Below are 26245 nucleotides of genomic sequence, written 5' to 3' on the forward strand. Positions count from 1 at the left end.
GGTATTCTAGTCCAAGATGGAGCTTCTCCCCACGGGGGACGGCACCCCCACCCTTTTCCACCCCGGCTACCTCGAGGCCTACCATCCCCGGCAAGGGGCCCTCCTCCAGGCCCGGCGGCTCTACCTGGAGGGAAGCCGCACCCATCTCCACCCTGCTCCCCGGGTGCTGGAGGTGGGGCTGGGCCTTTTGGTGAACTTCCGGGTCACCTTGGAAAACGCCCTGGCCCGGGGGGTTCCCCTGCGCTACCTGGCGGTGGAGCGGGAGCCCCTGCCCGCCTCCCTCCTGGCCCAGGTGCGCCTGCCCCTACCCCGGGCCGAGGGGGTTTTTGAGGAGATCCTCGAGGCCTGGCCCGCCCAGCGCTTTGCCGGTCCCTGGGGGGAGCTACGGGTGGTCTTCGCCGGGGTGGAGGAGGCCCCCCTCCCTTTCCATTGGGCCAGCGCGGTCTACCTGGACCCCTTCAGCCCCCGGGTGAACCCCGGCCCCTGGGGCCTGCCCGTGTTGAAGAAGCTCCGCCGGGCCCTGAGGCGGGGTGGGCGCCTCGTTACCTACTCGGCCCAGGGGGCCTTCCGCCGGGCCCTCAAGGAGGCGGGCTTTGCCCTGCACCGGGTGCGGGGGGTGGGGAAGCGGGAGTGGACGGTGGGAATCGCCGTAGGAGTTCCTCCCGGCTGAGGTAACCCAGCTCGGCCCAGGCCCGCTCCCAGCGCGGGAGTTCCCCCCGGTAGAGCCAGAGGAACCAGGCGCTGCTTACCGTGGCCACCAGGCGGGGCCAAGGGGGCAGGGGGACCGTATGGAAGCCAAAAAGCCGGCTTCCTTGGGCCAGGTAGCTGTGGCCGTAGACCAGGCGCACCTCGGGGTCGGCCGCCACCTTGGCCGCCACCTTCTTGAGGCTTTCCCGTACATGGCGGATGGTTTCAAAGGGGGAAAGCTCCATGGCCCGCTGGCTCTCCAGGTGGAGCTCCAAGGCCAGCGTGCCCTTGGGGAAGCCAGGGAGGTCAGGCCCGGGAAAGGGCTTTTTCTCCACCCGGAAGAGGTCAAAGGGGCCAAGCCCCGCCCGCTCCACCCGGTGCTTCCGGTTGTACCGTTCCTCAAAGCCCTGGAGGGCGCGGAGGAGGGCAAGCCTCGGGGTAAGGGGCCTGGGGGAAAGCTCGTCCAGGGTCACGGGACGGTAGCCCAGGGCCAGCATCTGCGGCAAGGCGATCTCCAAAAGGCGCAGGGTGCGTTCGGGCCCGTCGTGGAGGAGGACCACCGAGCCTGGGCGCAGGTAGTAGAGGAGCCTTTCCGCCAGGGCTTCCGGGGATAGGGGCAGCCAGTCCTTGCTTTCCAGGTCCCACAGGGCGATCCGCTTGCCCAGGCGCCGGGCAAAGAGGCGGGTGAAAGGGGTGTGGAGGCCGTGGGGGGGGCGGTAGTAGCGCCCGGGGTTTTGGGCCATGTGCCGCCACTCCACCCAGGGGAGGAAGAGCCTTAGGGCCTGGTGAAGCTCCCCGTGGTCCTCCACCTGGTGGCCTTCGGCCTTCAGGGCCGCCACCAGGTGGGGGTGGGCCTTGGCCCTCTGTCCCGTGAGGAAGAAGGTGGCCCTGACCCCGTGCCGGCGCAACAGCGCCAGGAGGGCCTCGGTCCTTTCCGAGGGGCCGTCGTCAAAGGTGAGGGCCACCTTGGGTTCCCGCCGGGAGCCGTGGGCGTAGGCTCCCAGGCCCAGGAAGCGGAAGAGGAGGTCGGCGAGGCCATAGACGAGGAGGACCCCTAGGGCTAGCTCCACCGGCCCCTCCAGAACACCCAGGCGTAGAAGAGGCTTAGGGCCAGGAAGATGCCCCCTCCTACCAGGAAGGGAGCCCTAAACCCCAAGACCTCCCACAGCACCCCCCCGAACGCTGGCCCCAGGGCCACCCCCAGTCCCTCCGCGGTCATCAGCCCGCCCCAGATGGCGGCCCGGTTCTCCTCAGGAAGGTTTTTGGCCAGAAAACCGTTCCATCCCGGCATAAAGAGGCTGAAGCCCACCCCGGCCAGGAGGGCCAGGAGGGCCGTTTCCCCCACCGAGGAGGCGAAGCCCAGGCGGAACATCACCCCTCCCAAAAGGGCTAGGCCTCCCACCAAGGCCAGGCGGTACCCCCGGCGGTCCACCAGCCGGCCCGTAAGGGGTAGGAGGCCGAAGGCCAGCCCACCGCCCAGGAGCAAAAGCCCTCCCAGCTCTATGGGCTCGAGGCCCAGGCTCTCCTTGGCGAAGCGCAGGAGGAAGAGGGAAACCAGGGCCGGGGCGAAGGTCTGGCCGAAGGCCGCGGGCAGGAAAAGGAGCAGGCGCCCCCACGGGTAGGTTTCCCCCCGCTTCCGGGGGATGGGGATGCGGAAGGCGAGGAGGCTTAGGGCCAGAAGGAGGGCGACCCCTTGGGCCCCCAGGAGAAGGGTGAGGGCGGCTTCCGGGTGGCGCTGGGCCACCTGCCCTACCCCCACCAGGCCGATCCCCGCCCAGGGCAGGACCAGGGTGAAGGTGAAGGAAAGGGCCCGTGCCTCCCGTCCAGGTACGGCGATGCGGCTGGCCAGGGTCATGAGCCCGGGGTAAAGGGTGGACATGGAAAGCCCCCAGGCCAGACCCAGCCCCCAAAGGGTCCAGGCCGCGTGGGCCTGGGGGGTAAGGAGCAGGGCCAGCAGCCCAAAGGCAGCGGCCAGGGTGGCCGTCCGGCCAAAGCCCACCCGCTCCGCCAAAAGGCCCCCGAAGCTCTTGGAGAGGTTCTCCGCCAGCTGGTGCAGGGTGAAGGCCAGGGTGAAAACCGAGGGGCCAAGGTGGAGGTACTCGGGGGCGTAAAAGGGCAGGAGGCCCGCAAAGTAGCCGCTCCGCACCCCCTCCATGAGGCCCACGGCCAAGACCAGGCGAAGGAAGACGGAAAGCCCCTCCCTGGTCCACGGCAGGTAGCGAAACACGCTAAAGTATACCCGTGCGGATCAGCGTGGTGGTCCCCGCCCACAACGAGGAAGCCTTCCTGCCCCAGGCCCTACGGGCCCTCTTGGGGCAGACCCTACCCCCCTTGGAGGTCATCGTGGTGGACAACGCCTCCACCGACCGCACCCGGGCGGTGGCCGAGGCCTTCGGGGTGCGGGTGGTCCACTGCGGGCGGAAAGGGGTGGCCTACGCCCGCCAGGCGGGGCTGCTTGCGGCCCGGGGGGAGTGGGTGGCCATGACCGATGCCGACTCCCTTCCCCTCCCCACCTGGCTGGAGGCCCTGGCCCGCCGCGCCCAGGGGGCCGTGGCCCTGTACGGCCCCTTGCGCTTCTACGGGGTTTCCCCTTGGGAGGCGGCCCTTTCCGAGTGGGGCTACCGGGCCTTTCTCCACCTCATGGCCTGGGTGGGGAGGCCCAACCTGGCTGGGGCCAACCTCATGGTGCAGAGGGAGGCCGCCCTGGCGGTGGGGGGGTTCCCCGAGGTGGAGGCCCGGGAGGACGTGCTCTTGGGTTGGAAGCTTTCCCGGTTGGGGCCGGTGCGTTATGTGCCCGAGGCCCTGGTCCTCACCTCGGCCCGGCGCTTGCAGGGAGGCTGGGGGAGGTTCCTCCTCCGGCAGGCTAAAAACCTCCTGGGCGATCCTCGAGGCTACTTTGGGGAAGGCGGGGAAAGGGGAAGATGAGCCGCTTGGGTTCGGCCCGCAGGATCTCGCTGGCCTCGTCGTAGACGGCCACGATCTTCTCGGCGATGCGCTCCGCCGAGCGCTCCATGGCCCAGGCCCGGGCCAGTAGGCTCATGCGCCGCCGCGCTTCCTCGTCCCTTAGGAGCCCCAGGGCCTTTTCCGCCAGGGCCTGGAAGTCCCCGGGAGGAACCAGGTAGCCCGTTTTGCCCTCTTCCACCCCTTCCAGGGTTCCCTCCGCCCCCACGGCCACCACGGGCACCCCCATGGCCTGGGCCTCCCAGATGACCAGCCCTTGGGTTTCCGTTTCGCTGGCGAAAAGGAAGAGCTCCGCCATGCGGTAGTAGCCGCCGATGCGCCTGTAGGGCACAGGGCCCAGGAAGCGTACCCTCTCGGCGATCCCCAGGGCTTGGGCCAGGTGCTCTAGGGCCTGGAGCTCCGGGCCTTCCCCGATGTGCACCAGGAAGACCTCTTCGGCCTTGGCCAGCTCCGCCACCGCCCGGAGGACCACGTCAAAGGACTTCTCCTTGCCCAGGCGCCCCACGGTGATGAGCCGCCGGGTCCCTTCCGGCCAGGGGGAAGGGGAGGGGAGGGGGGCTTCCTCCAGGAGGCGGTTGTCAATGCCGGTGGGGATGACCCGGATGGGCCGCTCGATGCCGTAACCCTCCGCCAACCGCTTGACCGGCTCCGTGGGGGCGATGACCACCTCCACCCGGTTGTAAAAGGCCTTGGCCAGCCGGGGTACGATGCCCGTGTACTTGTCCAGGATGGCCAAGCCGGGCACGTAGTGGGCGTATTTCTCGTAATGGGTGTGGAAGGTGGACACGTGGGGCAGGCCCTTGTTGCGGGCGATCCTCAGGCCCCATACCCCCAGGGTCAGGGGGGTGTGGGTGTGGATGAGCTCAAACTCCGTGGGCAGGTGGCGCGCAGAAGGCAGGGCGATCTGCTGCCCCTCGTAGAAGGGGTAGGCTACCGAGGGGACCCGCACCACCCCCTCTTCGTTCTCGGGGGCCTCAGGGTGGCGGGGGGCCACCACCCAGGCCTCGTGGCCCATGCGCCTCAGCTCCCGCAGGAGGAGGTAAACGCTGGTGGTGACCCCGTTGGGGTTGGGGAAGTAGACATCGGTAAAGAGGCCTACGCGGTAAAGACGCATGCCCGCTTAGCTTACCTCAAGGTTGCCCCCCTGGGGGGAGCAGGTCCCGCCGGATATGCTCTAGCGTCCCCCTAATCCCGCCGGGGGGGCCGATGCGTTCCCGTCCCGCCTGGCTGGCTCTGCGGTAGAGCGCTTCCGCCTGGAGCAGGAGGAGGGCCTGGCCGGCGATGCGGTAGGGGTCGGGTTCCACCAGATGCAAAGCCTCGCCCAGCAGGCGTTTTTGCCTGCGGGCGAAGGCCCGGGTGTACTGCGGTCCAGGCGTGGGAAAGGCCACGATGGGGATGCCCAGGCCGGCGGCCTGTTCCGCCGCGGTACCTGCCGTGGCCAGGGCCAGGCGGCTTCGGTGCAGGATGGCGGAAAAGGCTCCACGCAGCACCCACACCCTATGGCCTTCCCTTTCTAGGCGTAGGCTTTGGGCATCCTCCCACTGGGGATTCCAGCCCGGCAGGGGAGGGAGGGCCTCCCAGGCCTTGGGCCAGGCCACGGCTGCCGTTAGGGGGATATGGCGGCTGGCCTCCAGCATCCGCGGCAGGCTGAAGGCCTCGTCCCCCCGGGTTCCCGGAAGGAGGGCCAGGAGGGGGGCTTGGCCCAGAAGGGGGGTGAGGTCCCGCTCGGGGGGGGAGAGGAGGTCCATGGCGAAACTGCCATAGAAGTAAGCGTGGGCCACCCCGAGGCGACGCAACCGTTGAAGGCTTGCCCCGTCGCGGACGAAGACCGCCCGCGCCCGCCGCTGGAGCAGCCGTTCGTAAGGGGTAAAGTCGCTGCCGCCCCAGTCCAAGAGCACCTCCCAGGGGCTGGCCTGTTCCAGGTAGTGGGCGGATACCAGGGGGTTGACATGGTATAGGGGTTTTCCCCGGGCGGCCAACAGGCCCACGCTAAGGGCATAGGCATCCCCCACCACCACCACCGCCTCGGCGGAGAAACGCCAAGCGGCGCGCCACTGGGCCAGGCTCATGGAAAGAAACCCCGCCCGCAGGTCGGCCAGGAGGTTGCCCAGGCTGCCGAAAAGGAAGCCCCCAGAGGGCATCTCCTGGCGGGGACCCAGGACTTCCCGGGCCACGCCCTCGTAGGCCAGGCCCCGGCCCACCAGGGGCAGGGCGTAGACCTCGAGGCCCAAACCCTGGGCGATGCGGGCGCCGATGGCATCTTCCGTGGGGCCGTTGGAAACGAAGAGAACCCTCACAGCATCTCCAAAAGCAGGCGTACGCCCCTGGCCTGCTCCGCCAGGGGGACATAGGCCGTGCCCTTCTTTTGGGCGAGGGTTTCGTCCGGGGGTAGGTGGACGAAAAGCACGGGTACCTTTTCAGGGAGGTGGTAGAGGGAAAGGTAGAAGGCCTGGTTGCAAAGGTAGCTCCCCGCCGAAAGGCTCTGCCGGGCTGGGATGCCGGCCTCCCCCAGGCGGCGCAGGGCTTCTTTCAGGGGAAAGCGCGCCGGTAAGGCCAAAGGGCCTCCCGGGACCACGGGGAGGTCTTGGGGCTGGACCCCGCGGTTGTCAGGGCGGTCAAAGTCCAAGAGGTTGACCGCCAGCCGCTCCAGGGTGAGGAGGGCTCTTCCCTCCGCTAGCCCCAGGTGGAGGACGGCTTCCGGCTCCCGGGCGTGGAGGGCGGCTAGGGCCTGGGGGAGTCCTTGGGTGTCCACGGGCAGCACCGCCTTATGCAAGGGCCTTCCCCTCACCGCCTCAGGGAGCAGGGGGAGGAGGGCGGCGGAGGGGTTATGGGCGCTTCCCCCAAAGGGTTCGAAGCCGGTCACCAGGATCATGCGCCCGCCATTATAGCCGCTTCACCTTTGACCGGGTATAAGATGGGGGGCGTGGAACTGGGCCTGATAACCGATACGGCAGCGGACCTTTCCCCCAAGATCCTTCAAGAGGAGGCGGTGGGCCTGGTGCCCATCTATGTCCACCTGGGGGGACGCAGGTACAAGGACTGGGAGGAACTCACCCCCGATGCCCTCTACCAAGCCATCCGGGCCGGGGCGGAGCCCGTCACCGAACCCCCTACGGTGGAGGACTTCGCCGAGGTTTACGAGCGCTACCTCCAGGTCTACGACCGCATCCTCTCCCTCCACGTGTCCGGGGAGCTTTCCAAGACGGTGGAGCGGGCGCGGGAGGCGGCCCTCAAGGTGGCCCCCACCCGCATCCGGGTGGTGGACACGGGGATGGTTTCCGCTGGGCTTGGGGCCATGGTCCTCCGGGCGGTGGAGATGCTCCGGCAAGGGGCCGAGGAGGAAGAGGTGGTCCGGGAAATGGAGCGCATGAAGCGCTCCAGCCTTTACTTCAGCGTGGCCGACCTCTCCCACCTGGCCCGCAACGGCCGCCTGCCCCGCTTTGGGGAGGTGGTGGGGAACCTTCTGGGCCTCCGCCCCATCCTGCGCATCGAAAAGGGGCATATCCGCTTTCTCAAGGTGGCCCGGGAGGCCGCGGTGCCCGAGGCTTTGGCCCGCTTGGTGTTGGAGGAGTTCCGGGGGAAGACGGCCCGCATCACCATCGCCCACACCGACGCCAAGCCCGAGTGGGTGGAGGGCCTGAAGCGGGGCCTGGAAAGCGCCTTGCGCCTGGAGCGGGGGCGGATCACCCGCTCGGGGGCCACCATCGCGGCCAACGTGGGCCTGGGGGCTTTGGCGGTCCATGCCTACGCGCTAGAATAGCCTTTGGCCCTTCGGGGCCTAGCCCATGGAAATGGCCCTGGAAGCGCTGTATGGCCACCGGGTGGTCCTGCCCCAGGTGGCGGCGGCTTTCCTCCTTTCCCAGGAGCGGAGGCCCGCCCTCCTCCTGGCCCCCGCCGACCGGGTGCGCCGTTACCGGGACCTCTCCGCCTTCGGCGTGCCCGTTTACCCCAACCCTGGCCTCGAGGCCCTGGAGGAGAAGGCCCTCTTCGTCCTGAGCTACGAGGAGGCCCTGGCTCCCTTTCCCGAGGACCCTACCGCCTGGCGCCTGGTCCTGGAGGTGGGGCGGCGGTACGGGCGGGAGGAGCTTTTGGCCCGCCTCCTCCGCATGGGCTACGCCCGGGACGAGGACTACCGGGTCCTGGGGGAGGTCCTGGAGCTTGGGGAGGTGCGGCTGGAGTTCTTTGGGGAGGAGCTGGAAAGGCTCCTCGTGGGGGGTGAGCCCCGGGGGCGGCACGTCCTCCTGCCCAAGCCGGGCAAGGCCGAGGGCTTCCCCAGCCAAAAGGTCCGCCACTTTCCTGGCCCCGTCTACCTGGACACCCCGGCCCTGGCCCCCAGGGAGCTTTGGCCCCTCCTGGTGGGGCGGCCCTGGGTGGCCCTGGGGAGCGGGGTGGAGCTGCCCCCTAAGGAGCTTGGGGTCCAGGCCCTGCCCCCCTACCGGGGGAGCCTCAAGGCCTTGGAACGGGACCTCTCCCGCTGGCTGGCCGAGGGCAGACGGGTGAGCCTCTTCGTAGGGCACCGGCGCACCCTGGAGTACCTGAAGGGGCGGCTGGCCCCTTATAACCCCCTGGTTCTGGAGCGCTTTCCTGGGCCCAAAGGGCGGCTTTCCCTCCTGCCCGGGGCCTTTGAGGGGGGGGCGGTCTGGGGGGAGGAGGTCCTCCTCACCGAGGCCCTGGTCTTCGCCACCGGGGGGGTGCGGGGAAGGCTTCGCCGGGGGGAGGGGCTTACCGACCCCGGGGCCCTTTCCCCGGGGGACTTCCTCATCCACCCCGAGCACGGCATCGGCCAGTACCTGGGCCTGGAGACCCGGGAGGTCCTGGGGGTCAGGCGGGACTACCTGGTCCTGCGCTACCGGGGGGAGGGGCGGCTGTACCTGCCCGTGGAGCAGCTTCCCCTCCTGAAGCGCCACCCCGGCACCACCGACGACCCGCCGGAACTTTCCTCCTTGGGCAAGGGGGAGTGGCAGCGGGCCAAGGAAAAGGCCAGGAAGGACGTGGAAGCCCTGGCCCAGCGGCTTCTCGTCCTCCAGGCCAAGCGCCAGGCCACCCCGGGCCGGTCTTTTCCCCCCCTGCCGGAGTGGGACCCCTTGGTGGAGGCGGGCTTTCCCCATGAGCTCACCCCCGACCAGAGGCAGGCCCTGGAGGAGGTGCTCCGCGACCTCGAGGCTCCCCGTCCCATGGACCGCCTGATCTCGGGGGACGTGGGTTTTGGCAAGACGGAGGTGGCCCTGCGGGCCGCCCACCGGGTGGTGGGGCATGGGGCCCAGGTGGCCTTTTTGGTGCCCACCACCCTCTTGGCGGAGCAGCACGGCAAGACCTTCCGCGAGCGCTTCCAGGGGCTTCCCGTACGCGTGGGGGTCCTCTCCCGCTTCACCCCGCCCAAGGAGGAGGAGGCCATCCTGAGGGGCCTGGCGGAAGGGGGGGTGGACATCGTGATCGGCACCCATCGCCTCCTCCAGCCCGACGTGCGCTTCCGCGACCTGGGCCTCCTCATCGTGGACGAGGAACACCGCTTCGGCGTGGCCCAGAAGGAGCGGATCCGCGAACTCAAGGCCGAGGTGGACACCCTCTACCTCTCCGCCACCCCTATTCCCCGCACCCTCTACTCCGCCCTGGTGGGCCTGAAGGACCTCTCCAGCATCCAGACCCCACCCCCGGGACGGAAGCCCATCCACACCTTCCTGGCCCCCTTTGACCCCCTCTTGGTGCGGGAGGCCATCCTCTTTGAGCTGGAGCGGGGGGGGAAGGCCTTCTACGTCCACGACCGGGTGGCCTCCATTGAGGGCCGGCGGCGCTACCTGGAGGCCCTGGTGCCCGAGGCCCGGATCGGGGTGGTCCACGGCCAGATGCCCGAGGGGCTTATTGAGGAGACCATGCTCCTCTTCGCCGAGGGCGCCTACGACGTGCTCCTGGCCACCACCATCATCGAGTCGGGCCTGGACGTGGGGGAGGCCAACACCATCCTCATTGAGCGGGCAGACCGGCTGGGCCTCGCCACCCTGTACCAGCTCCGGGGGAGGGTGGGGCGGCGGGACCAGGAGGCCTACGCCTACCTCTTCCACCCTCCCCGGCTCACCGAAGGGGCGGAGAAGCGGCTTTTGGCCATCGCCGACCTCTCCGACCTGGGCTCGGGCCACCTGCTGGCGGAAAGGGACATGGAGATCCGGGGGGTGGGCAACCTCCTGGGCCCGGAGCAGCACGGGCATATCCGCGCCCTCTCCCTCGAGGTCTACACGGAACTCCTGGAGGAGGCCATCCGCAGGCTCAAGGGGGAGGTCCGGGAGGAGCGGCCCCAGGTAACCCTGGACCTCTCCCTGTCCTCCCGATTGCCCGCGGAGTACGTGCCGAGCCTCGAGGCCCGAAGCCGCTACTATGGCCGCTTCGCCGAGGCCAAGGGCCTGGCGGAGCTTTCCCGCCTGGTGCAGGAACTCAAGGAGCGCTACGGCCCCCTGCCCGAGGAGGCGGAGAACTTTGTCAACCTGGCCCGGCTCCGCCTGGTGGCCGAGCGCAAGGGGGTGCTTTCCCTCACCGAGGACCTCACCCACCTGCAGGCGGTCTTCCCCCGCTGGCCCCTGGACTACGACGCCAAGGGCCTCCGGGGCCTCCCCTTCCGGGTGGAGCTCACCCAGTACCCCCCGGGCTTCCGCCTGGAAAAGAAGGGCCTAAGGCCCCGGGAGTACCCCGAGGCCTTGCTGCAGGTCCTCTACCTCTTCGCCGACCGCTAGTCCAAAAGGGGTTTCCCCCTTTGACAGCCCCGGGCAGTGGGCGTAAACTTTGACTCAGTATAAGGAGGTGGCCATGATCAAAAAGGTTGGCGTGGTGGGCGCGGGAACCATGGGTAGCGGCATCGCCGCCCTGGTGGCCAGCGCCGGGATCCCGGTGGTCCTCCTGGACATCCCGGGCAAGGAAGACCGCAACGAGTGGGCCAAGAAGGGGTTGGAGCGGGCGCTCAAGGCCAAGCCGGCGGCCTTCATGGACCCCGAGCTGGCCCGTTACGTGGAGATCGGCAACACCGAGGACCATCTGGGGAAGCTGGCCGAGTGCGACTGGGTGGTGGAGGCCATCATCGAGAAGCCCGAACCCAAGCGGGCCCTTTACGAGCGCCTCGAGGCCATCCTCAAGCCCACGGCCATCGTTAGCTCCAACACCAGCGGCATCCCCATGCAGGTCCTCCTGGAGGGGCGCTCCGAGGGCTTCCGCCGCCGCTTTCTCGGCACCCACTTTTTCAACCCGCCCCGCTACCTCCACCTCCTGGAGCTCATCCCCACCCCGGAGACCGCCCCTGAGGTCTTGGCGGAGATCCGCCGCTTCGGCGAGCGCATCCTGGGGAAGGGCACGGTCCTAGCCAAGGACCGGCCCGGCTTCATCGCCAACCGCCTGGGGGTCTACGGCATGGCCCAGGCGGTACGCCTCATGGAGAAGCACGGCCTCACCATTGACGAGGTGGACGCCCTCACCGGGCCCCTCCTGGGCCGGCCCAACTCCGCCACCTTCCGCACCGCTGACCTCACGGGCCTGGACGTGCTCAAGCTGGTCACCGAGGAGCTTTCCCACGCCACGGGGGAGGACTTCTCCCTGCCCCCTTGGGTCTTGAAGCTGGTGGAGGAGGGCCGGCTGGGGGAGAAGAGCGGGGCCGGCTTCTACCGGCGGGTGAACGGGGAGATCCACACCCTGGACTACCGCACCCTGGAGTACGCCCCCCAGGCCAAGCCCGACCTGCCCGAGCTGAAGGCCCTCCGCGACCTGCCCTTGGCCGAAAGGCTTCGGGGGGCTTTGGACCTGCCGGGCAAGTACGGGGCCTTCCTGCGGGAGCTTTTCGCCCGCACCTCCCACTACACCCTGGAAAAGGCCGAGGAGATCGCCTACGACCTCCTGGCGGTGGACCAGGCCCTGGAGTGGGGCTTCGGCTGGGAGCAGGGTCCTTTCAAGAACATGGACGCGGTGGGGCACGAAAGGCTGCGGGCCCTCTTCGCCGAGCACGGCCTCCCCGAGCCCGCCCTCTTCCAGAAGGCCCAGGGGGCCTTTTACCGGAACGGCACCTACCTGGGCTTTGACGGGGCCTACCACCCTCTGCCCAAGCGGGAAGGGGTCATCTCCCTCAAGGCCCTTAAGTCCGAGGGCAAGACCCTTTTGGAGAGCAAGGAGGCCGCCCTCCTGGACCTGGGGGACGGGGTGGCCCTCCTGGAGTTCCGCACCAAGATGAACGCCATCGGGGAGGGCGTGATCCGCACCCTCCAGAAGAGCCTGGAGTACGTGGAGGCCAAAGGGTACCTGGGCCTGGTCATCGGCAACGAGGACCCCCGGGCCTTCTCCGCGGGGGCCAACCTGGCCCTGATCCTCTCCACGGCCCAGGAAGGGGACTGGGACGAGCTTTCCTTGGCGGTGCGCCAGTTCCAGAAGGCCTCCATGTCCCTGCGCTACAGCCCCTTCCCCGTGGTGGTGGCCCCCTTCGGCCTCACCTTGGGGGGTGGGGCGGAGTTCACCCTGCACGCCGATGCGGTCCAGGCCCACGCCGAGCTCTACATGGGCCTGGTGGAGGCGGGGGTAGGGCTTCTCCCCGCGGGGGGCGGCACCAAGGAGATGCTCCTTCGCTTTACCGCGGAGCTTGCCCCTTACGAGGAGGCCGATCCCTTTGAGGGGGTGAAGCGGGCCTTCAACCTCATCGCCTTGGCCAAGACTTCCACCAGCGCCCTCGAGGCCAAGAAGATGGGCTTCCTCCGCGACCGGGACCGGATCAGCATGAACCGGGATTTCCTCCTGGCCGACGCCAAGCGCCGCGTCCTGGAGCTTGCCCCGGACTACCGCCCGCCCCTTCCGCCCAGGATCCGTGTCCTGGGTAGCGAGGCCCTGGGCAACCTGCGCTACGCCGTCTGGGCCTTCCGCGAGGCGGGGGAGATCTCGGACCACGACCTGCGCATCGGCCTGGAGATCGCCTACGTCCTTTCCGGTGGGGAGGGGCCGGCCCGGGAGGTTTCCGAGTGGGACCTTCTGGACCTGGAGCGGGAGGCCTTCTTGAAGCTCCTCGGCACCAAGAAGACCCAGGAGCGCATCGCCTACACCCTGAAGACGGGGAAGCCCCTTAGGAACTAGAGGTGGGACCATGCAGGAAGCCGTAATCGTGAGTGCCGTGCGTAGCCCCGTGGCCCGGGGCAAGAAGGACGGGGCCCTGGCGGAGCTCCACCCCGTGGACCTCTCGGCCCAGGTGATGCGGGGGGCGGTGGAGCGGATCGGCCTGGACCCCAAGGAACTGGAGGATGTCCTCTGGGGGTGCGCCATGCCCGAGGCGGCCCAGGGGCTCAACATCGCCCGGCTGGCCCTCTTGAGGGCGGGCTTCCCCGTGGAGGTGGCAGGGGCCACGGTCAACCGCTTCTGCTCCTCCGGCCTCCAGACCGTGGCCATGGCCGCCCAGGCGGTGATGACCGGGATGGCCGACGCGGTCTTGGCCGGTGGGGTGGAGATGATGAGCCAGGTGCCCATGTCCGGCTTCCATACCCGGCTCCACCCCGAGCTCACCCCCACCGCCTGGAGCCCCGAGGGCTACTCCACCTACATCGGCATGGGCTTCACCGCCGAACGGGTGGCGGAGCGCTTTGGCATCAGCCGCGAGGATCAGGACCGTTGGGCCCTGCGCAGCCACCAAAGGGCGGCCCAGGCCTGGGCCGAGGGCCGCTTCCCCGAGGTGGTGCCCATCCGGGTGCCCAAGGTGCGCTACCAGGGGAGCAAAAAGGTGGTGGAGGAGGTGACGTTTAGCCGGGACGAGACCGTCCGCCCGGACACCTCCTTGGAGGCCTTGGCCAAGCTCCGCCCCGCCTTCAAGAAGGGGGGCACGGTCACCGCCGGCAACGCCAGCCCCTACTCCGACGGGGCGGCGGCCTTGGTGGTCATGAGCCGGGAGAAGGCCGAGGCCCTGGGCCTAAAGCCCTTGGCCCGCTTCCTTAGCTTCGCCGTGGCCGGGGTGGAGCCCGACGTGATGGGCATTGGCCCCGTCAAGGCCGTGCCCAAGGCCCTCAAGCGCGCGGGCCTTACCCTGGAGCAGATCGACCTCATTGAGTTCAACGAAGCCTTCGCCGCCCAGGTGCTGGCGGTGATGCGCGCCCTAGGGATGCCCGAGGAGAAGACCAACGTCAACGGCGGGGCCATCGCCCTGGGCCACCCCCTGGGGGCCACGGGGGCCAAGCTTACTGCCCAGCTCATCAGCGAGCTCGCCCGCCGGGGCGGGGGGTACGGCCTGGTGACCATGTGCATCGGCGGCGGCATGGGGGCTGCCGGCGTGTTTGAGGTGTATCCGGCATAGGAGGCGACCATGGTGGAGGACAAGAAGCTTTGGCAAAAAGGCGGCGGCTGGCTTTTGGAAACCCCGGAGCGGGTCTACACCCCAGAGGACTTTGACGAAAGCGTCAAGGAGATCGCCCGGACCACCCGCACCTTCGTGGAAAAGGAGGTCCTCCCCCTCCTGGAGCGCATGGAGCATGGGGAGCTGGAGCTCAACGTGCCCCTCATGCGCAAGGCGGGGGAGCTGGGCCTTTTAGGGATTGACGTCCCCGAGGAGTACGGGGGGCTGGACCTGCCCAAGGTCATCTCCACGGTGGTGGCGGAGGAGCTTTCGGGCAGCGGCGGCTTTTCCGTGACCTACGGGGCCCACACCTCCATCGGTACCCTGCCCCTGGTCTACTTCGGCACCGAGGAGCAGAAGCGGAAATACCTTCCCAAGCTGGCCAGCGGGGAGTGGATCGCCGCGTACTGCCTCACCGAGCCCGGTTCTGGCTCCGACGCCCTGGCGGCCAAGACCCGGGCCACCCTCTCCGAGGACGGGAAGCATTACGTCCTGAACGGGGTGAAGCAGTGGATCTCCAACGCTGGCTTTGCCCACCTTTTCACCGTCTTCGCCAAGGTGGACGGGGAGCACTTCACCGCCTTCCTGGTGGAGCGGGGCACCCCTGGCCTCTCCTTCGGCCCTGAGGAGAAGAAGATGGGCATCAAGGCCTCCAGCACCCGCCAGGTGATCCTGGAGGACGTCAAGGTGCCCGTGGAGAACGTCCTGGGGGAGATCGGCAAGGGGCACAAGATCGCCTTCAACGTCCTCAACGTGGGCCGCTACAAGCTGGGGGCAGGGGCGGTGGGCGGGGCCAAGAAGGCCCTGGAGCTTTCCGCCAAGTACGCCAAGGAGCGGCACCAGTTTGGCCGGCCCATCAGCAGCTTTGGCCTCATCCAGCAGAAGCTTGCCGAGATGGCCAGCCGCATCTACGCCGCCGAGAGCGCCGTCTACCGTACGGTGGGCCTCATCGACGAGGCCCTTTGGGGCAAGAAGGGGGCGGAGGCGGTGATGGCGGGCATTGAGGAGTACGCCGTGGAGGCCAGCATCATCAAGGTGCTGGGCTCCGAGGTCCTCTCCTACGTGGTGGACGAAGGGGTGCAGATCCACGGGGGGTACGGCTACTCCCAGGAATACCCCATTGAGAGGGCCTACCGCGACGCCCGCATCAACCGTATCTTTGAGGGCACCAACGAGATCAACCGCCTTCTCATCCCCGGGATGCTCCTAAGGCGGGCCCTCAAGGGGCAGCTTCCCCTTTTCCAGGCGGCCATGAAGTTGCAAAAGGAGCTTCTGGAGCCCAGCTTTGAGGAGCCCGAGGATCTGGAGATGCACCAGATCGCTGGGCTTAAGAAGCTCGCCCTCATGGTGGCGGGCCTGGCCGCCCAGAAGTACGGCACCAAGGTGGAGGAGGAGCAGGAGGTCCTGGGGGCGGCGGCGGACATCCTCATTGACGCCTACGCGGCGGAGAGCGCCCTCCTCCGGGCCAGGCGGCTTGGGGGGGTGGCCTTGCCCATGGCCCGCCTCTACCTGGCCCAGGCCCTGGACCGGGCCCAGGCGGGGGCCTTGGCCGTCCTGCCCCGCCTGGTGGAGGGGGACGAGGCCCGGGTGGTCTACTCTGCTGCCCGTCGGCTCACCAAGCGGGAGCCCACCGATCTGGTGGCCCTGCGGCGGGAGATTGCGGCGGCGGTCCTCGAGGCCGAGGGCTACCCCCTTCCCCGCTGAGGTTTGGGGTTCCCCTTTCCCCGGGGGTTTCCCCGGGGATTTTTACCGGCTAGGCCTGGAGGGGGCCTATTGGAGCCGCCACCTGGGGCCTTCCTTGGTGTCCTCCACCAGGACGCCCAGGGCCTTAAGCCGCTCGCGGATAAGGTCGCTCTTGGCGAAGTCCCTGGCCCGCCGTGCCTCCTCCCTAAGCTCCAAGAGGAGGCCGATAAGCCCCTCCAGGAGGGGGCCCGAAACCCTTCCCTCCAGCACCCTTTCCGGAAAAAGTCCCAGGATGCCTTCCCCTAGGGCGTGGAACACCTGGGCTGCCCGTTCCAGGCTATCCCGCCCCGCCTCGGGCAGGAGGCGGTTCAGCTCGGGCAGAAAGGTGAAGAAGGCGGCCAGGGCCTCCGGGGTGGAGAGGTCGTCCTCTATGGCCTCCATGAAGGCCTTTTCCAGGGCATCCAGGCCTCCCTCTAGCCCCGGGGTGGTCCCCGGGGGAGCGCTTTCCTTGCGGGCCCGCACCTCCCGGTAGGCCTGGAGGAGGCGGGCGTAGCCGCGCTTGGCGGCCTCGAGGCCCTCCCAGGTGAAGTCCATGGGGCTGCGGTAATGGGTCTGCAGGAGATAAAAGCGCACGGCCATGGGCTCGTGGGCCTTCAGGAGATCGTGGAGGAGGACCAGGTTCCCCGTGCTCTTGGCCATCTTCTCCCCCTCCAAGAGCACGTGGTTGTGGTGCATCCAGTGGCGGGCAAAGCGGTAGCCCGCGGCCTCGGCCTGGGCGATCTCGCACTCGTGATGGGGGAACTGCAGGTCTATCCCCCCAGCGTGGAGGTCAAACCCCTCCCCCAGGTACTTGAGGCTCATGGCCGTGCACTCAATGTGCCAGCCCGGGTAGCCTTCCCCCCAGGGGCTTTTCCAGCGCATGAGGTGCCCCGGCTCCGCCCGCTTCCACAGGGCAAAGTCCAGGGGGTCTTCCTTCTCCTCCCGCACCTCCACCCGGGCCCCGGCGCGGAGCTCCTCGGTCTTTTTCCCGGAAAGCTTGCCGTACTCGGGGAAGGCCCGCACGCGGAAGTAGACGCTCCCTTCCCGCTCGTAGGCGAAGCCCAGCTTGATGAGGCGCTCCACCAGTTCCAGCTGCTCGGGGATGTGGCCGCTCGCCCTGGGGGCGATGGAGGGCCTCAGGACGTTGAGGGCCCCCATGGCGTCAAAGTAGCTCCAGGTGTACTTCTCCGCCACCTCCATGGGCTCCAGCTGTTCCAGCTTGGCCCGCCTTTGGATCTTGTCCTCCCCCTGGTCGGCGTCGTCGGTGAGGTGGCCCACGTCGGTGATGTTGGAGACGAAGCGCACCTTGTACCCCTGGTGGAGGAAGTAGCGGCGGAGGACATCGTAGACGATGGGCCCTCGGGCGTGGCCCAGGTGGGGGTCGGCGTAAACGGTGGGGCCGCAGACGTAGATGCCCACGTGCCCCGGGATGGCGGGGACGAAGGGTACCTTGGCGCGCTGCAGGGTGTCGTAGATGACCAGGCCCATAGGGCGATTATAGGGCCCCGTGGCATAATGGCGGGGTATGGGAAGGATCCTGAGGGGCTTGGCAGGGGAGGGGCACCTGCGGGTGGCAGCCGCAGACACCGCGGATGTGGTGGAGGAGGCGCGGCGGCGCCACGGCCTTTCCCCCACGGCCACCGCCGCCCTTGGCCGGGCTATGACCGGGGCCCTCCTCCTGGCCCAGCTTCTCCTCAAGACCCCCAAGGAGCGGCTCACCCTGCGGGTGGAGGGCACGGGGCCCCTGGGGGGAATGGTGGTGGAGGCGGACGCCCTAGGGCATGTGCGGGGCTACGTCCAAAACCCCGGGGCCGAGGTCCCCCTCCGCCAAGACGGCAAGCTCAACGTGGGGGAACTGGTGGGGGGGGGCTTCCTCCGGGTGGACCGGAGCCTGCCCAACGGGGAGATCTACACCAGCGCCGTCCCCTTGGTCTCGGGGGAGATGGCCGAGGACCTGGCCCACTACCTCTGGCAGTCGGAGCAGATCCCCTCCGCGGTCCTCCTGGGGGTCCGGGTCAAGGGGGAAGGGGAGGTGGAGGTGGCGGGGGGTGTGGCGGTCCAGGTGATGCCCGAGGCCCCCGAGGCGGTGCTGCGCCGCCTCGAGGCCAACCTGGGTGGCCTCGGCGGGATCACCCCCCTCCTGCGGGAAAGGGGCCTGGAGGGGAGCCTGGAGGTCCTCCTTGAGGGCCTGGGTTTCGCCCGCACGGACCTGCGGGCCCTGGGGTACCCCTTGAACGAGATCCCGGTCCGCTTCCGCTGCCGCTGCACCCGGGAGAAGGCCCTGGAGGCCCTGGTCTTCTTCACCCCCGAGGAGCGGGAGGAGATGATCGTCCAGGACGGGGGGGCGGAGGTGGTCTGCCACTGGTGCGCCGAGGTCTACCGCTTCTCCCCCGAGGAGATCCGCTCCCTGGTGGCCGAGGTGCGCTGCCCGGATTGCGGTACCCTCTGGCTTTACCCCAGGGCCGACGGCACGGTCTTCCGCCTCGAGGGGGAGACTTGCCGCTGCGGGCGAAAGGTGGAGCTCCCCGTGGGCCGGCCCCAGGCTTGATAAGCTAGGGGCATGTTCCGGACCATCCTCTTGGCCTACGACGGCTCGGACCACGCCAAGCGGGCGGCGGCGGTGGCCAAGGCCGAGGCCGAGGCCCATGGGGCCAGGCTGGTGGTGGTGCACGTCTACGAGCCCGTGCCCGACTACCTGGGGGAGCCCTACTTCGCCGAGGCCCTGAAGCGGCGCCTGGAGCGGGCGGAAGGGGTGTTGGCCGAGGCGGTGGCCCTGACCGGGGTTCCCCGGGAGGAGGCCCTCCTCCTGGAGGGGCGGCCCGCCGAGGCCATTCTGGAGGCAGCCCTGGGGGAAAGGGCCGACCTCATCGTGATGGGCACCCGGGGCCTGGGGGCTTTGGGGAGCCTCTTCCTGGGCAGCCAAAGCCAGAAGGTGGTGGCCGAGGCCCCCTGTCCTGTCCTCCTGGTGCGCTAGGACTAGGAGGGATAAGGTGGAGTACGAAACCCAGGCGGTGCTGGCCGGTCTGCCGGAGGACCCCTATGGGGCGGTGGGCCTGCCCATCTACGCCGTGGCCGCCTACGGCTTCCGCACCCTGGAGGAGGGGGCCGCCCGCTTCGCCACCGGGGAGGGCTACGTCTACGCCCGGCAGAAGGACCCCACGGGCAAGGCCCTGGAGGAAAGGCTTAAGGCCCTGGAAGGGGCCTTGGAGGCGGTGGTCCTGGCCAGCGGCCAGGCCGCCACCTTCGCCGCCCTTTTCGCCCTCCTCTCCCCAGGGGATGAGGTGCTGGCGGCCAAGGGGCTTTTTGGCCAGACCATCGGGCTTTTCCAGCAGGTCCTGGGGCCCATGGGGGTGCGGGTGCGCTACGTGGACCCCACCCCGGAGGCGGTGCGGGCGGCCTTGAGCCCCGCCACCCGGGCCATTTTCGTGGAGACGGTGGCCAACCCCGCCCTCCTGGTGCCGGACCTCGAGGCCCTGGCCGCCCTGGCGGAGGCGGAAGGGGTGGCCCTGGTGGTGGACAACACCTTCGGGGCCGCGGGGGCCTTGGCCCAGCCCCTCAGGTGGGGGGCCCACGTGGTGGTGGAAAGCCTCACCAAGTGGGCCTCGGGGCACGGCTCGGTCCTTGGGGGGGCGGTGCTCTCCCGGGCCACGGAGCTCTTTGCCCGCTTTCCCCAGTTCCAGCAAAAGGACCTGAGGGGCCAGGTCCCCTGGGAGGCCTTGGGCCCCCGCTGCTACCCGGAGAGGGTGCGCACCCTGGGGCTTTCCCTCATGGGCATGGCCCTTTCCCCCTTCCACGCCTACCTCCTCTTCCAGGGCCTGGAGACCGTGGCCCTCCGGGTGGCCCGGATGAGCGCCACCGCCCTCCGCCTGGCCGAGGCCCTCCTGGGCCACCCCAAGGTCAAGGCCCTGCGCTACCCCGGCCTGCCCGGCGACCCCGCCTACGGGAACGCCCAGAAGTACCTGGCCTCGGGGGGGCCCATCCTTACCCTGGACCTGGGGAGCCAGGAGGCGGCAAGCCGCTTCCTCGGGGCCATCCGCCTCCTCAAGGCCCCCAACCTGGGGGACGCCCGCACCCTCCTGGTCCACCCCTGGACCACCACCCACAGCCGCCTCAAGGAGGAGGCCCGCCTCGAGGCCGGCGTCACCCCGGGGCTGGTGCGGGTGTCCGTGGGCCTGGAGGCCCCGGAGGACCTCCTGGCCTGGTTTCAGGAGGCCCTGGCGGCTGTGTAGGGGAGAGGAAAAGCACGAGCTGGCAGTATCGTGTTTTTCTTCACAAGAAGGGCCAAGGCCAACCCCGGGGCTAACCCCGGGGCCAGGCCTTTAGATCACAAACCGCCCCTGGCGCATCAGGGGAACCCGGGTCCCATCCTCTAGGAGCCCATCCACCTCCATCTCCCCCGAGCCAATCATCCAGTCAATGTGCACCAGGCTCTCGTTCCCGCCCCGTTTCCGGAAGTCTTCCCCCGTGGGCCGGCCCTCGAGGGTTTCCGTGTAGGCCTGGCCGAAGGCGATATGGCTGGCGGCGTTTTCGTCAAAGAGGGTGTCAAAGAAGACCAGGCCGGTCTTGGCGATGGGGTTGTCCGCGGGCACCAGGGCCACCTCCCCCAGGCGCCTAGCCCCTTCGTCGGTGGAGAGAACCCGGCGGAGGACCTCCTCCCCCCGCTTGGCCCCCACCTCCACCGCGTAGCCCCCTTCGAACCGGGCCCAGATCCCCTCCACCAGCTGCCCTCCCAGGGCCAGGGGGCGGCTGGCCTGCACCACCCCTTCCACCCGTTCCCGGTGGGGGGCGGTGAAGACCTCCTCCGTGGGCAGGTTGGGGTTGCAAAGCCGCCCCTTCTGCGTGGGCGTGGCCCCGCCCCGCCAGAGGTGGCCCTCGGCCAGGCCCACGGTGAGGTCCGTGCCCGGGCCGCGGAAGTGGAGGGCCTGGAAGCGCCGGGCGTTCAGGTAGGCCACCTTCGCGTGCAGGGCGCGGTTGTGGGCCTCCCAGGCGGCCACGGGGTCCTCCTGGTCCACCCGGGTAGCCTGGAAGATGGCTTCCCATAGGGCCTTCACCGCCTCCTCCTCCGGCAGGTGGGGGAAGACGGCCTTGGCCCACCCGGGGTGGGCGAAGGGGACGATGGTCCAGTTGGTGACGAACTCGGTGATGGCTTCCAGGGCGGGCTTGTAGGCCCGGCTGTTGGCCTGCTGGGCCCGGCCCACCCGCTCGGGGGGCAGGCCCTCTAGGGCCTTGGGGTCGTTGCCGCTTACGGCCAGGCGGGCTGCCCCCTCGCGGAAGGCCTTGGCCATGCCCTCGTAAAGCCACCCCGGGGCCCGGTCCAGCCCCTCCTCGGGGGCCAGGGAAAGGCGCTTGCGGGAGAGGACGTTGTCCCCGTAGATCACGGTGAAGAGGCTTGCCCCCTCCCGGTAGGCCTTTTCCGCGAGGAGGCGCACGAAGTCCAGGGCCTCGAGGGGGGCGGTGGCGATGATCTCCTGCCCCTTTTCCAGGTTGAGGCCCACGCGGATGGCCAGCTCGGCCAGCTTCTCCAGCTTCTCGGCAAACGCGCTCACGCCCCCAAGTCTTTGCCTCTTAGGGCCTTTCCGTCAAGCCCGGGGGCAGGTCCGGGGCCTGCCCAAAAGGAGGGCCAGGCCCGCCAGGAGGAGGAGGGGGGCGCGGTGGGCCTCGAGGGCCAGGGCCAAGAGGACCAGGGCCAGGGCTAGGGCGTAGCGCCAGAAGGCGGGCATACCCTTATGCTACAGGCAAAGCCCGGTCGGGACATTCCTCACCCCAGCTGGGGTCTAAGGTGGAAGCGAGGTGAAGCCCATGCGTCCCATCACCGTGGACGGCAACGAGGCGGTGGCCCGGGTGGCCTACCGCCTGAGCGAGATCATCGCCATCTACCCCATCACCCCCAGCAGCCCCATGGCGGAGCTGGCCGACGAGTGGGCGGCCAAGGGGGAGGCCAACCTCTTTGGCCTGGTGCCCAAGGTGGTGGAGATGCAGTCCGAGGGGGGGGCTGCCGGGGCCCTGCACGGGGCCTTGCAGGAGGGGGCCTTGGCCACCACCTTCACCGCCAGCCAGGGCCTCCTCCTCATGATCCCCGATATGTACAAGATCGCCGGCCAGGCCCTGCCCGGGGTGATCCACGTGGCCGCCCGGGCCTTGGCCACCCACGCCCTCTCCATCTTCGGCGACCACCAGGACCTTTACGCGGTACGCTCCACGGGGTGGGGGATTTTGGTCTCCGACTCGGTCCAGGCGGCCCAAGACCTGGCCGCCATCGCCCACGCCGCGGCCCTGGAGGCCAGCCTCCCCGTTCTCCACGCCATGGACGGCTTCCGCACCTCCCACGAGGTGCAGAAGATCACCCCCCTCTCCGACCGGGAACTCAAGGCCCTCTTCCCCTTTGCCGCCCTGGAGGCCTTCCGCAAGCGGGCCCTCACCCCTGAAGCCCCCACCATCCGGGGCACGGCGCAAAACCCCGACCACTACTTCCAAAACCGCGAGGCCATCAACCCCTACTACCTCCGCTTCCCCCAGGTGGTGGCGGAGGCCATGGCCCGCTTCGCCCAGGTTACGGGCCGCGCCTACCGCCCCTACGAGTACTTCGGCCACCCCGAGGCGGAGCGGGTGGTGGTGGTCATGGGTTCGGCCTCCTGGGCGGTGGAGGAGGCGGTGGAATACCTCCTCAGGCGGGGGGAGAGGGTGGGGATGGTGCGGGTGCGCCTTTACCGCCCCTTCCAAAGGGAGGCCTTTCTGGAGGTCTTCCCCAAGGGGGTGCGCAAGGTGGCGGTTCTGGACCGGGGCAAGGAGCCTGGGGCGGTGGGGGAGCCCCTTTTCCAGGAGGTGGCCGCGGCCTTCGCCCTCAAGGGGGGTGAGGTGCCCCTCCTGGTGGGCGGGCGGTATGGGCTTTCCTCCAAGGAGTTCACCCCGGCCATGGCCCTGGGGGTGTTCGCCGAGCTGGAGGCGGAGCGCCCCCGCCACGGCTTCACCGTGGGCATCCGGGACGACGTGACGGGCACGAGCCTCACCTACCCCCAGGTGGACTTTGAGGACCCGGCCTCGGTGCGGGCGGTTTTCTTCGCCTTAGGGGCGGATGGCACGGTTTCCGCCAACAAGAACACCATCAAGATCATCGGGGAGGAAACCCCCCTGTACGCCCAGGGCTACTTCGTTTACGATTCCAAGAAGTCCGGCTCCCGCACCGTAAGCCACCTGCGCTTTGGCCCCAACCCCCTGCACAAGCCCTACCTGATCGGCAGGGCCAACTTCGTGGGCATCCACCAGTGGGGTTTCCTGGAGCGCTTCCCCATGCTGGAGGTGGCCGAGGAGGGGGCCACGGTCCTCCTCAACAGCCCTTACCCCAAGGAGGAGGTCTGGGACCGCCTGCCCAAGCCCGTGCAGGAGGCGATCCTCAAGAAGAGCCTCAAGGTCTACGTGGTCAACGCCTATGAGCTGGCCCGCCGGGTGGGCCTTCCCGGAAGGATCAACGTCATCATGCAGGCCGCCTTCTTCAAGCTCTCGGGGGTTCTCCCCGAGGAGGAGGCCAAGGCCCGCATCAAGAGGGGGATTGAAAAGAGCTACGGCAAGCGGGGCAGGACCGTGCTGGAGCGGAACTTCCAAGCGGTGGAGTTGGGGTTTGCTGCGGTGGAGCCCCTGCCCATCCCGGGCCGCATCACCTCGGAAAAGGGCCTTGTTCCCCCCATGGTGGGGGATGCCCCGCCCTTCGTGCGGGAGGTGCTGGGGCCCATCGCCCTGGGCCTGGGGGATACCCTGCCCGTTTCCGCCTTCCCACCCGATGGCACCTACCCCACGGGCACGGCCCGGTACGAGAAGCGGGGCATCGCCGAGGCGGTGCCCACCTGGGACCCGGGGGTCTGCGTCCAGTGTGGGAAGTGCGTCCTGGTCTGCCCCCACGCGGTGATCCGGGCCAAGGTGGTGCCGGAGGAGGCCCTGGCCGGGGCCCCGGAGGGCTTCCCCCACCGCAAGGCCATGTGGAAGGAGCTTTCCGGGGAGTACGTTTTGGCCATCAGCCCCGAGGACTGCACCGGCTGCTCCTTGTGCGTGGAGGTCTGCCCGGCCAAGGACAAGACCAACCCCAGCCGCAAGGCCCTCAATCTGGCCCCCCGCCTCGAGGTGCGGGAGGCCATGAACCGCCACTGGGATTTCTTCCTTTCCCTGCCGGAAACCCCTAGGGCCCCCCTCAAGCTCCAGGCGGTGAAGGACGTGCAGCTTTTGGAACCCCTCTTTGAGTTCCCCGGGGCCTGCGCCGGTTGCGGGGAAACCCCTTACCTGAGGCTTCTTTCCCAGCTCTTTGGCGACCGGCTCCTCATCGCCAACGCCACCGGGTGCAGCTCCATCTACGGGGGCAACCTCCCCACCACCCCCTGGAGCCAAAACCGGGAAGGCCGGGGCCCGGCCTGGGCCAACTCCCTCTTTGAGGACAACGCCGAGTTTGGCCTGGGCATGCGCCTGGCCTTGGACAAGAAGGCGGAGTACGCCCGGGCCCTTCTGCCCGCCTTCCGGGAGGTCTTGGGGGAGGACCTTGTGGGGCGGCTTCTTGGGGAGGTGGGGCCTGAGGCGGTGGAGGCCAGGCGGCAGGACGTGGCCCTCCTCCGCCAGCGGCTTCAGGGGCTGGAGGACCCCCGGGCCAGGGACCTCCTGGCGGTGGCCGAGGCCCTCATCCCCCACTCCGTCTGGATCGTGGGCGGGGATGGGTGGGCCTACGATATCGGCTACGGGGGCCTGGACCACGTCCTGGCCTCGGGGGCCCGGGTGCGGGTCCTGGTCCTGGACACCGAGGTCTACTCCAACACCGGGGGCCAGGCCTCCAAGGCCACGGGCCTGGGAGCGGTGGCCAAGTTCGCCATGGCCGGCAAGCCCACGCCCAAGAAGGACCTGGCCTTCATGGCCATGAGCTATGGCCACGTCTACGTGGCCCAGGTGGCCATGGGGGCCAACGACGCCCACACCGTGCGGGCCTTCCTCGAGGCCGAGGCCCACCCGGGACCGGCCCTCCTCATCGCCTACAGCCACTGCATCGCCCACGGCATCGATATGGCCAAGGGCATGGAGCACCAGAAGCTGGCCGAGCGCACGGGGTACTGGCCCCTCTTCCGCTTCCTGCCCGGGGAGGGCCTGAGGCTGGACTCCAAGCCCCCCACCCTCCCCCTGCGGGACTACCTCTACGCCGAAAACCGCTACCGCCTCCTCCTGCAGACCCATCCCGAGGAGGCGGAGGCCTTCCTCAAGCGGGCGGAGGAGGCGGTGCGGGCGCGCTGGGAGCGGTTGGAACGCATGGCGGCCAGGGCCGAGGCCGCCCTTTAGGGAGGGGAGGATGGACCTTCGGACCACGTACTTGGGCTTGGAGCTGGAGCATCCCTTGGTGGCCTCCGCCTCGCCCCTCACGGAGAAGCTGGACGGCTTCTTGCGTCTGGAGGACGGCGGGGCCGCGGCCATCGTCATGCACTCCCTCTTTGAGGAGCAGGTGACCCTCGAGGAAGAGATCCTGGACCACTACCTGCACTACGGCCACGAGAGCTACGCCGAGGCCCTGAGCTACTTCCCCAAGGCCCACGAGTACCGGCTCACCCCCGAGCGCCACCTGGACCTCCTCTCCCGGGCCAAGGAGCGGCTGGCTATCCCCGTCATCGCCAGCCTGAACGGGGTGAGCCGGGGGGGCTGGGTGGAGTACGCCCGGCTCCTGGAGGAGGCGGGGGCCGACGCCATTGAGCTCAACCTCTACTACATCCCCACGGATCCCGCCCTTTCGGCCTCGGAGGTGGAGGCCATGTACCTGGACACCATCCGGGCCGTGGTGGAGGCGGTGCGGGTCCCGGTGGCGGTCAAGGTGGGCCACGCCTTCACCGCCTTCGCCCACTTCGCCAAGCGGGTGGAGGCCACGGGGGCCAAGGCCCTGGTCCTCTTCAACCGCTTTTACCAGCCGGACTTTGACCTGGAAAGCCTTTCCGTGGTCCCCACCCTCACCCTTTCCCGGCCCTACGAGGCCCTCCTCCGCCTCCATTGGATCGCCCTCCTCTACGGCCGGGTGGGCCTGGAGCTGGCCCTTACGGGCGGGGTTCACTCGGGCCTCGAGGCGGCCAAGGGGCTTCTGGCCGGGGCCCAGGTGGTCATGATGACCTCCGCGGTCCTGGAAAGGGGCCCCGGGCACTTCCGCAAGGTCTTGGAGGAGCTCAAGGCCTTCATGGAGGCCAAGGAGTACGGGAGCGTGGCCGAGATGCGGGGGGCCATGAGCTACCAAAAGGTGGCGGAGCCCGCCGCCTTGGAGCGGGCCAACTACCTCAAGGTTCTGGGCTCGTACCGCCTTCTTCCCTAAGGGCGTAAAGCCCCTCCCCCAGGGCCACCACCGGGCTATGGTGCCAGCGGGCCAGGGCGGCGAGGCGCACCTTGGCGATCTTCTCCGGTTCCCGCACCCGGGCCCAGAAGCCCTCCTCCTTGAGGCGGCGGCCCACCTCGGCGTAGTGCAGGGGCCGGCCCGCCTCCCGCAACAGGTCCACCACCCTTTTGCGGAACCGATCCGGCCTGGGCACGCCTGAGTATACCCGTATA

Annotated in this window: 21 protein-coding genes; 12 read left to right on the forward strand and 9 right to left on the reverse strand. The window is 69.1% G+C overall.

Annotated elements, in window-relative coordinates; all coding sequences use genetic code 11:
- The first annotated feature begins 16 nt into the window (after positions 1-16).
- A complete protein-coding gene (gene mnmD, locus TCCBUS3UF1_RS05730) occupies positions 17-670 on the forward strand; it encodes a tRNA (5-methylaminomethyl-2-thiouridine)(34)-methyltransferase MnmD (RefSeq protein WP_041433786.1) in 654 nt (217 codons plus the stop codon).
- Here mnmD and TCCBUS3UF1_RS05735 read toward each other — a convergent pair.
- Positions 579-1757 (reverse strand): polysaccharide deacetylase family protein, encoded by a 1179-nt coding sequence (locus TCCBUS3UF1_RS05735; RefSeq protein ID WP_014515566.1) that lies wholly within the window; start codon positions 1755-1757, stop codon positions 579-581. The two genes, mnmD and TCCBUS3UF1_RS05735, sit on opposite strands and share 92 nt — an antisense overlap.
- Entirely contained in the window at positions 1748-2914 is a 1167-nt protein-coding gene (locus TCCBUS3UF1_RS05740; protein ID WP_014515567.1) for an MFS transporter, read from the reverse strand. Before TCCBUS3UF1_RS05740 ends, TCCBUS3UF1_RS05735 begins: the two co-directional genes overlap by 10 nt.
- Before the next feature lie 14 nt (positions 2915-2928).
- Between TCCBUS3UF1_RS05740 and TCCBUS3UF1_RS05745 the strand changes: the two genes are divergently transcribed.
- The gene (locus tag TCCBUS3UF1_RS05745; protein ID WP_041433787.1) at positions 2929-3612 is read left to right on the forward strand and encodes a glycosyltransferase; all 684 of its coding nucleotides are present in this window, start codon (positions 2929-2931) and stop codon (positions 3610-3612) included.
- Here TCCBUS3UF1_RS05745 and TCCBUS3UF1_RS05750 read toward each other — a convergent pair.
- The 3 genes from TCCBUS3UF1_RS05750 to TCCBUS3UF1_RS05760 are packed head-to-tail and all read right to left on the reverse strand — an operon-like array spanning position 3551 to position 6520.
- A complete protein-coding gene (locus TCCBUS3UF1_RS05750; RefSeq protein ID WP_014515568.1) occupies positions 3551-4762 on the reverse strand; it encodes a glycosyltransferase family 4 protein in 1212 nt (403 codons plus the stop codon). The two genes, TCCBUS3UF1_RS05745 and TCCBUS3UF1_RS05750, sit on opposite strands and share 62 nt — an antisense overlap.
- Positions 4763-4778: 16 nt before the next feature.
- A complete protein-coding gene (locus tag TCCBUS3UF1_RS05755; protein WP_014515569.1) occupies positions 4779-5945 on the reverse strand; it encodes a lipid-A-disaccharide synthase-related protein in 1167 nt (388 codons plus the stop codon).
- On the reverse strand, positions 5942-6520 hold the full coding sequence (locus TCCBUS3UF1_RS05760) for a pyroglutamyl-peptidase I (protein WP_014515570.1): 579 nt from the start codon (positions 6518-6520) through the stop codon (positions 5942-5944). The genes TCCBUS3UF1_RS05755 and TCCBUS3UF1_RS05760 overlap by 4 nt, the downstream gene beginning before the upstream one ends.
- 51 nt (positions 6521-6571) lie before the next feature.
- Here TCCBUS3UF1_RS05760 and TCCBUS3UF1_RS05765 point away from each other — a divergent pair, with 51 nt between their 5' ends.
- The 5 genes from TCCBUS3UF1_RS05765 to TCCBUS3UF1_RS05785 all read left to right on the forward strand — a co-directional run bounded on the left by TCCBUS3UF1_RS05765 (position 6572) and on the right by TCCBUS3UF1_RS05785 (position 15682).
- Positions 6572-7408, forward strand: coding sequence for a DegV family protein (locus TCCBUS3UF1_RS05765; protein WP_014515571.1), 837 nt, complete (start codon positions 6572-6574; stop codon positions 7406-7408).
- A gap of 25 nt (positions 7409-7433) precedes the next feature.
- Positions 7434-10370 carry a transcription-repair coupling factor gene (mfd, locus tag TCCBUS3UF1_RS05770; protein ID WP_014515572.1) on the forward strand — a complete coding sequence of 979 codons (2937 nt, stop codon included), beginning with the start codon at positions 7434-7436 and terminating at the stop codon, positions 10368-10370.
- A gap of 73 nt (positions 10371-10443) precedes the next feature.
- Positions 10444-12735, forward strand: coding sequence for a 3-hydroxyacyl-CoA dehydrogenase/enoyl-CoA hydratase family protein (locus tag TCCBUS3UF1_RS05775; protein ID WP_014515573.1), 2292 nt, complete (start codon positions 10444-10446; stop codon positions 12733-12735).
- Positions 12736-12745: 10 nt separating this feature from the next.
- Positions 12746-13939: a thiolase family protein gene (locus tag TCCBUS3UF1_RS05780; protein ID WP_014515574.1), complete on the forward strand. Its 1194-nt coding sequence runs from the start codon at positions 12746-12748 to the stop codon at positions 13937-13939.
- A gap of 9 nt (positions 13940-13948) precedes the next feature.
- Positions 13949-15682 (forward strand): acyl-CoA dehydrogenase family protein, encoded by a 1734-nt coding sequence (locus TCCBUS3UF1_RS05785; protein ID WP_014515575.1) that lies wholly within the window; start codon positions 13949-13951, stop codon positions 15680-15682.
- A gap of 66 nt (positions 15683-15748) precedes the next feature.
- Here the strand turns inward: TCCBUS3UF1_RS05785 and cysS are convergent, their stop codons facing one another.
- A complete protein-coding gene (gene cysS, locus TCCBUS3UF1_RS05790) occupies positions 15749-17188 on the reverse strand; it encodes a cysteine--tRNA ligase (protein WP_014515576.1) in 1440 nt (479 codons plus the stop codon).
- Between the two features lie 37 nt (positions 17189-17225).
- Between cysS and hslO the strand changes: the two genes are divergently transcribed.
- The 3 genes from hslO to TCCBUS3UF1_RS05805 are packed head-to-tail and all read left to right on the forward strand — an operon-like array spanning position 17226 to position 19929.
- Positions 17226-18248 (forward strand): Hsp33 family molecular chaperone HslO, encoded by a 1023-nt coding sequence (gene hslO, locus TCCBUS3UF1_RS05795; protein WP_014515577.1) that lies wholly within the window; start codon positions 17226-17228, stop codon positions 18246-18248.
- A gap of 12 nt (positions 18249-18260) precedes the next feature.
- Positions 18261-18674, forward strand: a complete 414-nt coding sequence (locus TCCBUS3UF1_RS05800) for a universal stress protein (RefSeq protein WP_014515578.1) — start codon at positions 18261-18263, stop codon at positions 18672-18674.
- 16 nt (positions 18675-18690) lie between these two features.
- Positions 18691-19929: an aminotransferase class I/II-fold pyridoxal phosphate-dependent enzyme gene (locus tag TCCBUS3UF1_RS05805; protein ID WP_014515579.1), complete on the forward strand. Its 1239-nt coding sequence runs from the start codon at positions 18691-18693 to the stop codon at positions 19927-19929.
- 90 nt (positions 19930-20019) lie between these two features.
- Here the strand turns inward: TCCBUS3UF1_RS05805 and TCCBUS3UF1_RS05810 are convergent, their stop codons facing one another.
- A complete protein-coding gene (locus tag TCCBUS3UF1_RS05810; protein WP_014515580.1) occupies positions 20020-21246 on the reverse strand; it encodes an aminopeptidase in 1227 nt (408 codons plus the stop codon).
- A gap of 33 nt (positions 21247-21279) precedes the next feature.
- Positions 21280-21420 carry a hypothetical protein gene (locus TCCBUS3UF1_RS11795; RefSeq protein ID WP_014515581.1) on the reverse strand — a complete coding sequence of 47 codons (141 nt, stop codon included), beginning with the start codon at positions 21418-21420 and terminating at the stop codon, positions 21280-21282.
- Positions 21421-21499: 79 nt separating this feature from the next.
- On the opposite strand from TCCBUS3UF1_RS11795, the gene nifJ reads away from it, so the two are divergent.
- Both nifJ and TCCBUS3UF1_RS05820 read left to right on the forward strand, forming a co-directional pair.
- Positions 21500-25003: a pyruvate:ferredoxin (flavodoxin) oxidoreductase gene (gene nifJ / locus TCCBUS3UF1_RS05815; protein WP_041433981.1), complete on the forward strand. Its 3504-nt coding sequence runs from the start codon at positions 21500-21502 to the stop codon at positions 25001-25003.
- Between the two features lie 10 nt (positions 25004-25013).
- On the forward strand, positions 25014-26012 hold the full coding sequence (locus TCCBUS3UF1_RS05820; protein WP_014515583.1) for a dihydroorotate dehydrogenase-like protein: 999 nt from the start codon (positions 25014-25016) through the stop codon (positions 26010-26012).
- On the opposite strand, the gene TCCBUS3UF1_RS05825 is transcribed toward TCCBUS3UF1_RS05820, so the two are convergent.
- Positions 25978-26226 (reverse strand): hypothetical protein, encoded by a 249-nt coding sequence (locus tag TCCBUS3UF1_RS05825; RefSeq protein WP_014515584.1) that lies wholly within the window; start codon positions 26224-26226, stop codon positions 25978-25980. The genes TCCBUS3UF1_RS05820 and TCCBUS3UF1_RS05825 overlap by 35 nt on opposite strands.
- Positions 26227-26245 lie beyond the last annotated feature (19 nt).

The organism is Thermus sp. CCB_US3_UF1, assembly GCF_000236585.1.
Classification (GTDB): Bacteria; Deinococcota; Deinococci; order Deinococcales; family Thermaceae; genus Thermus.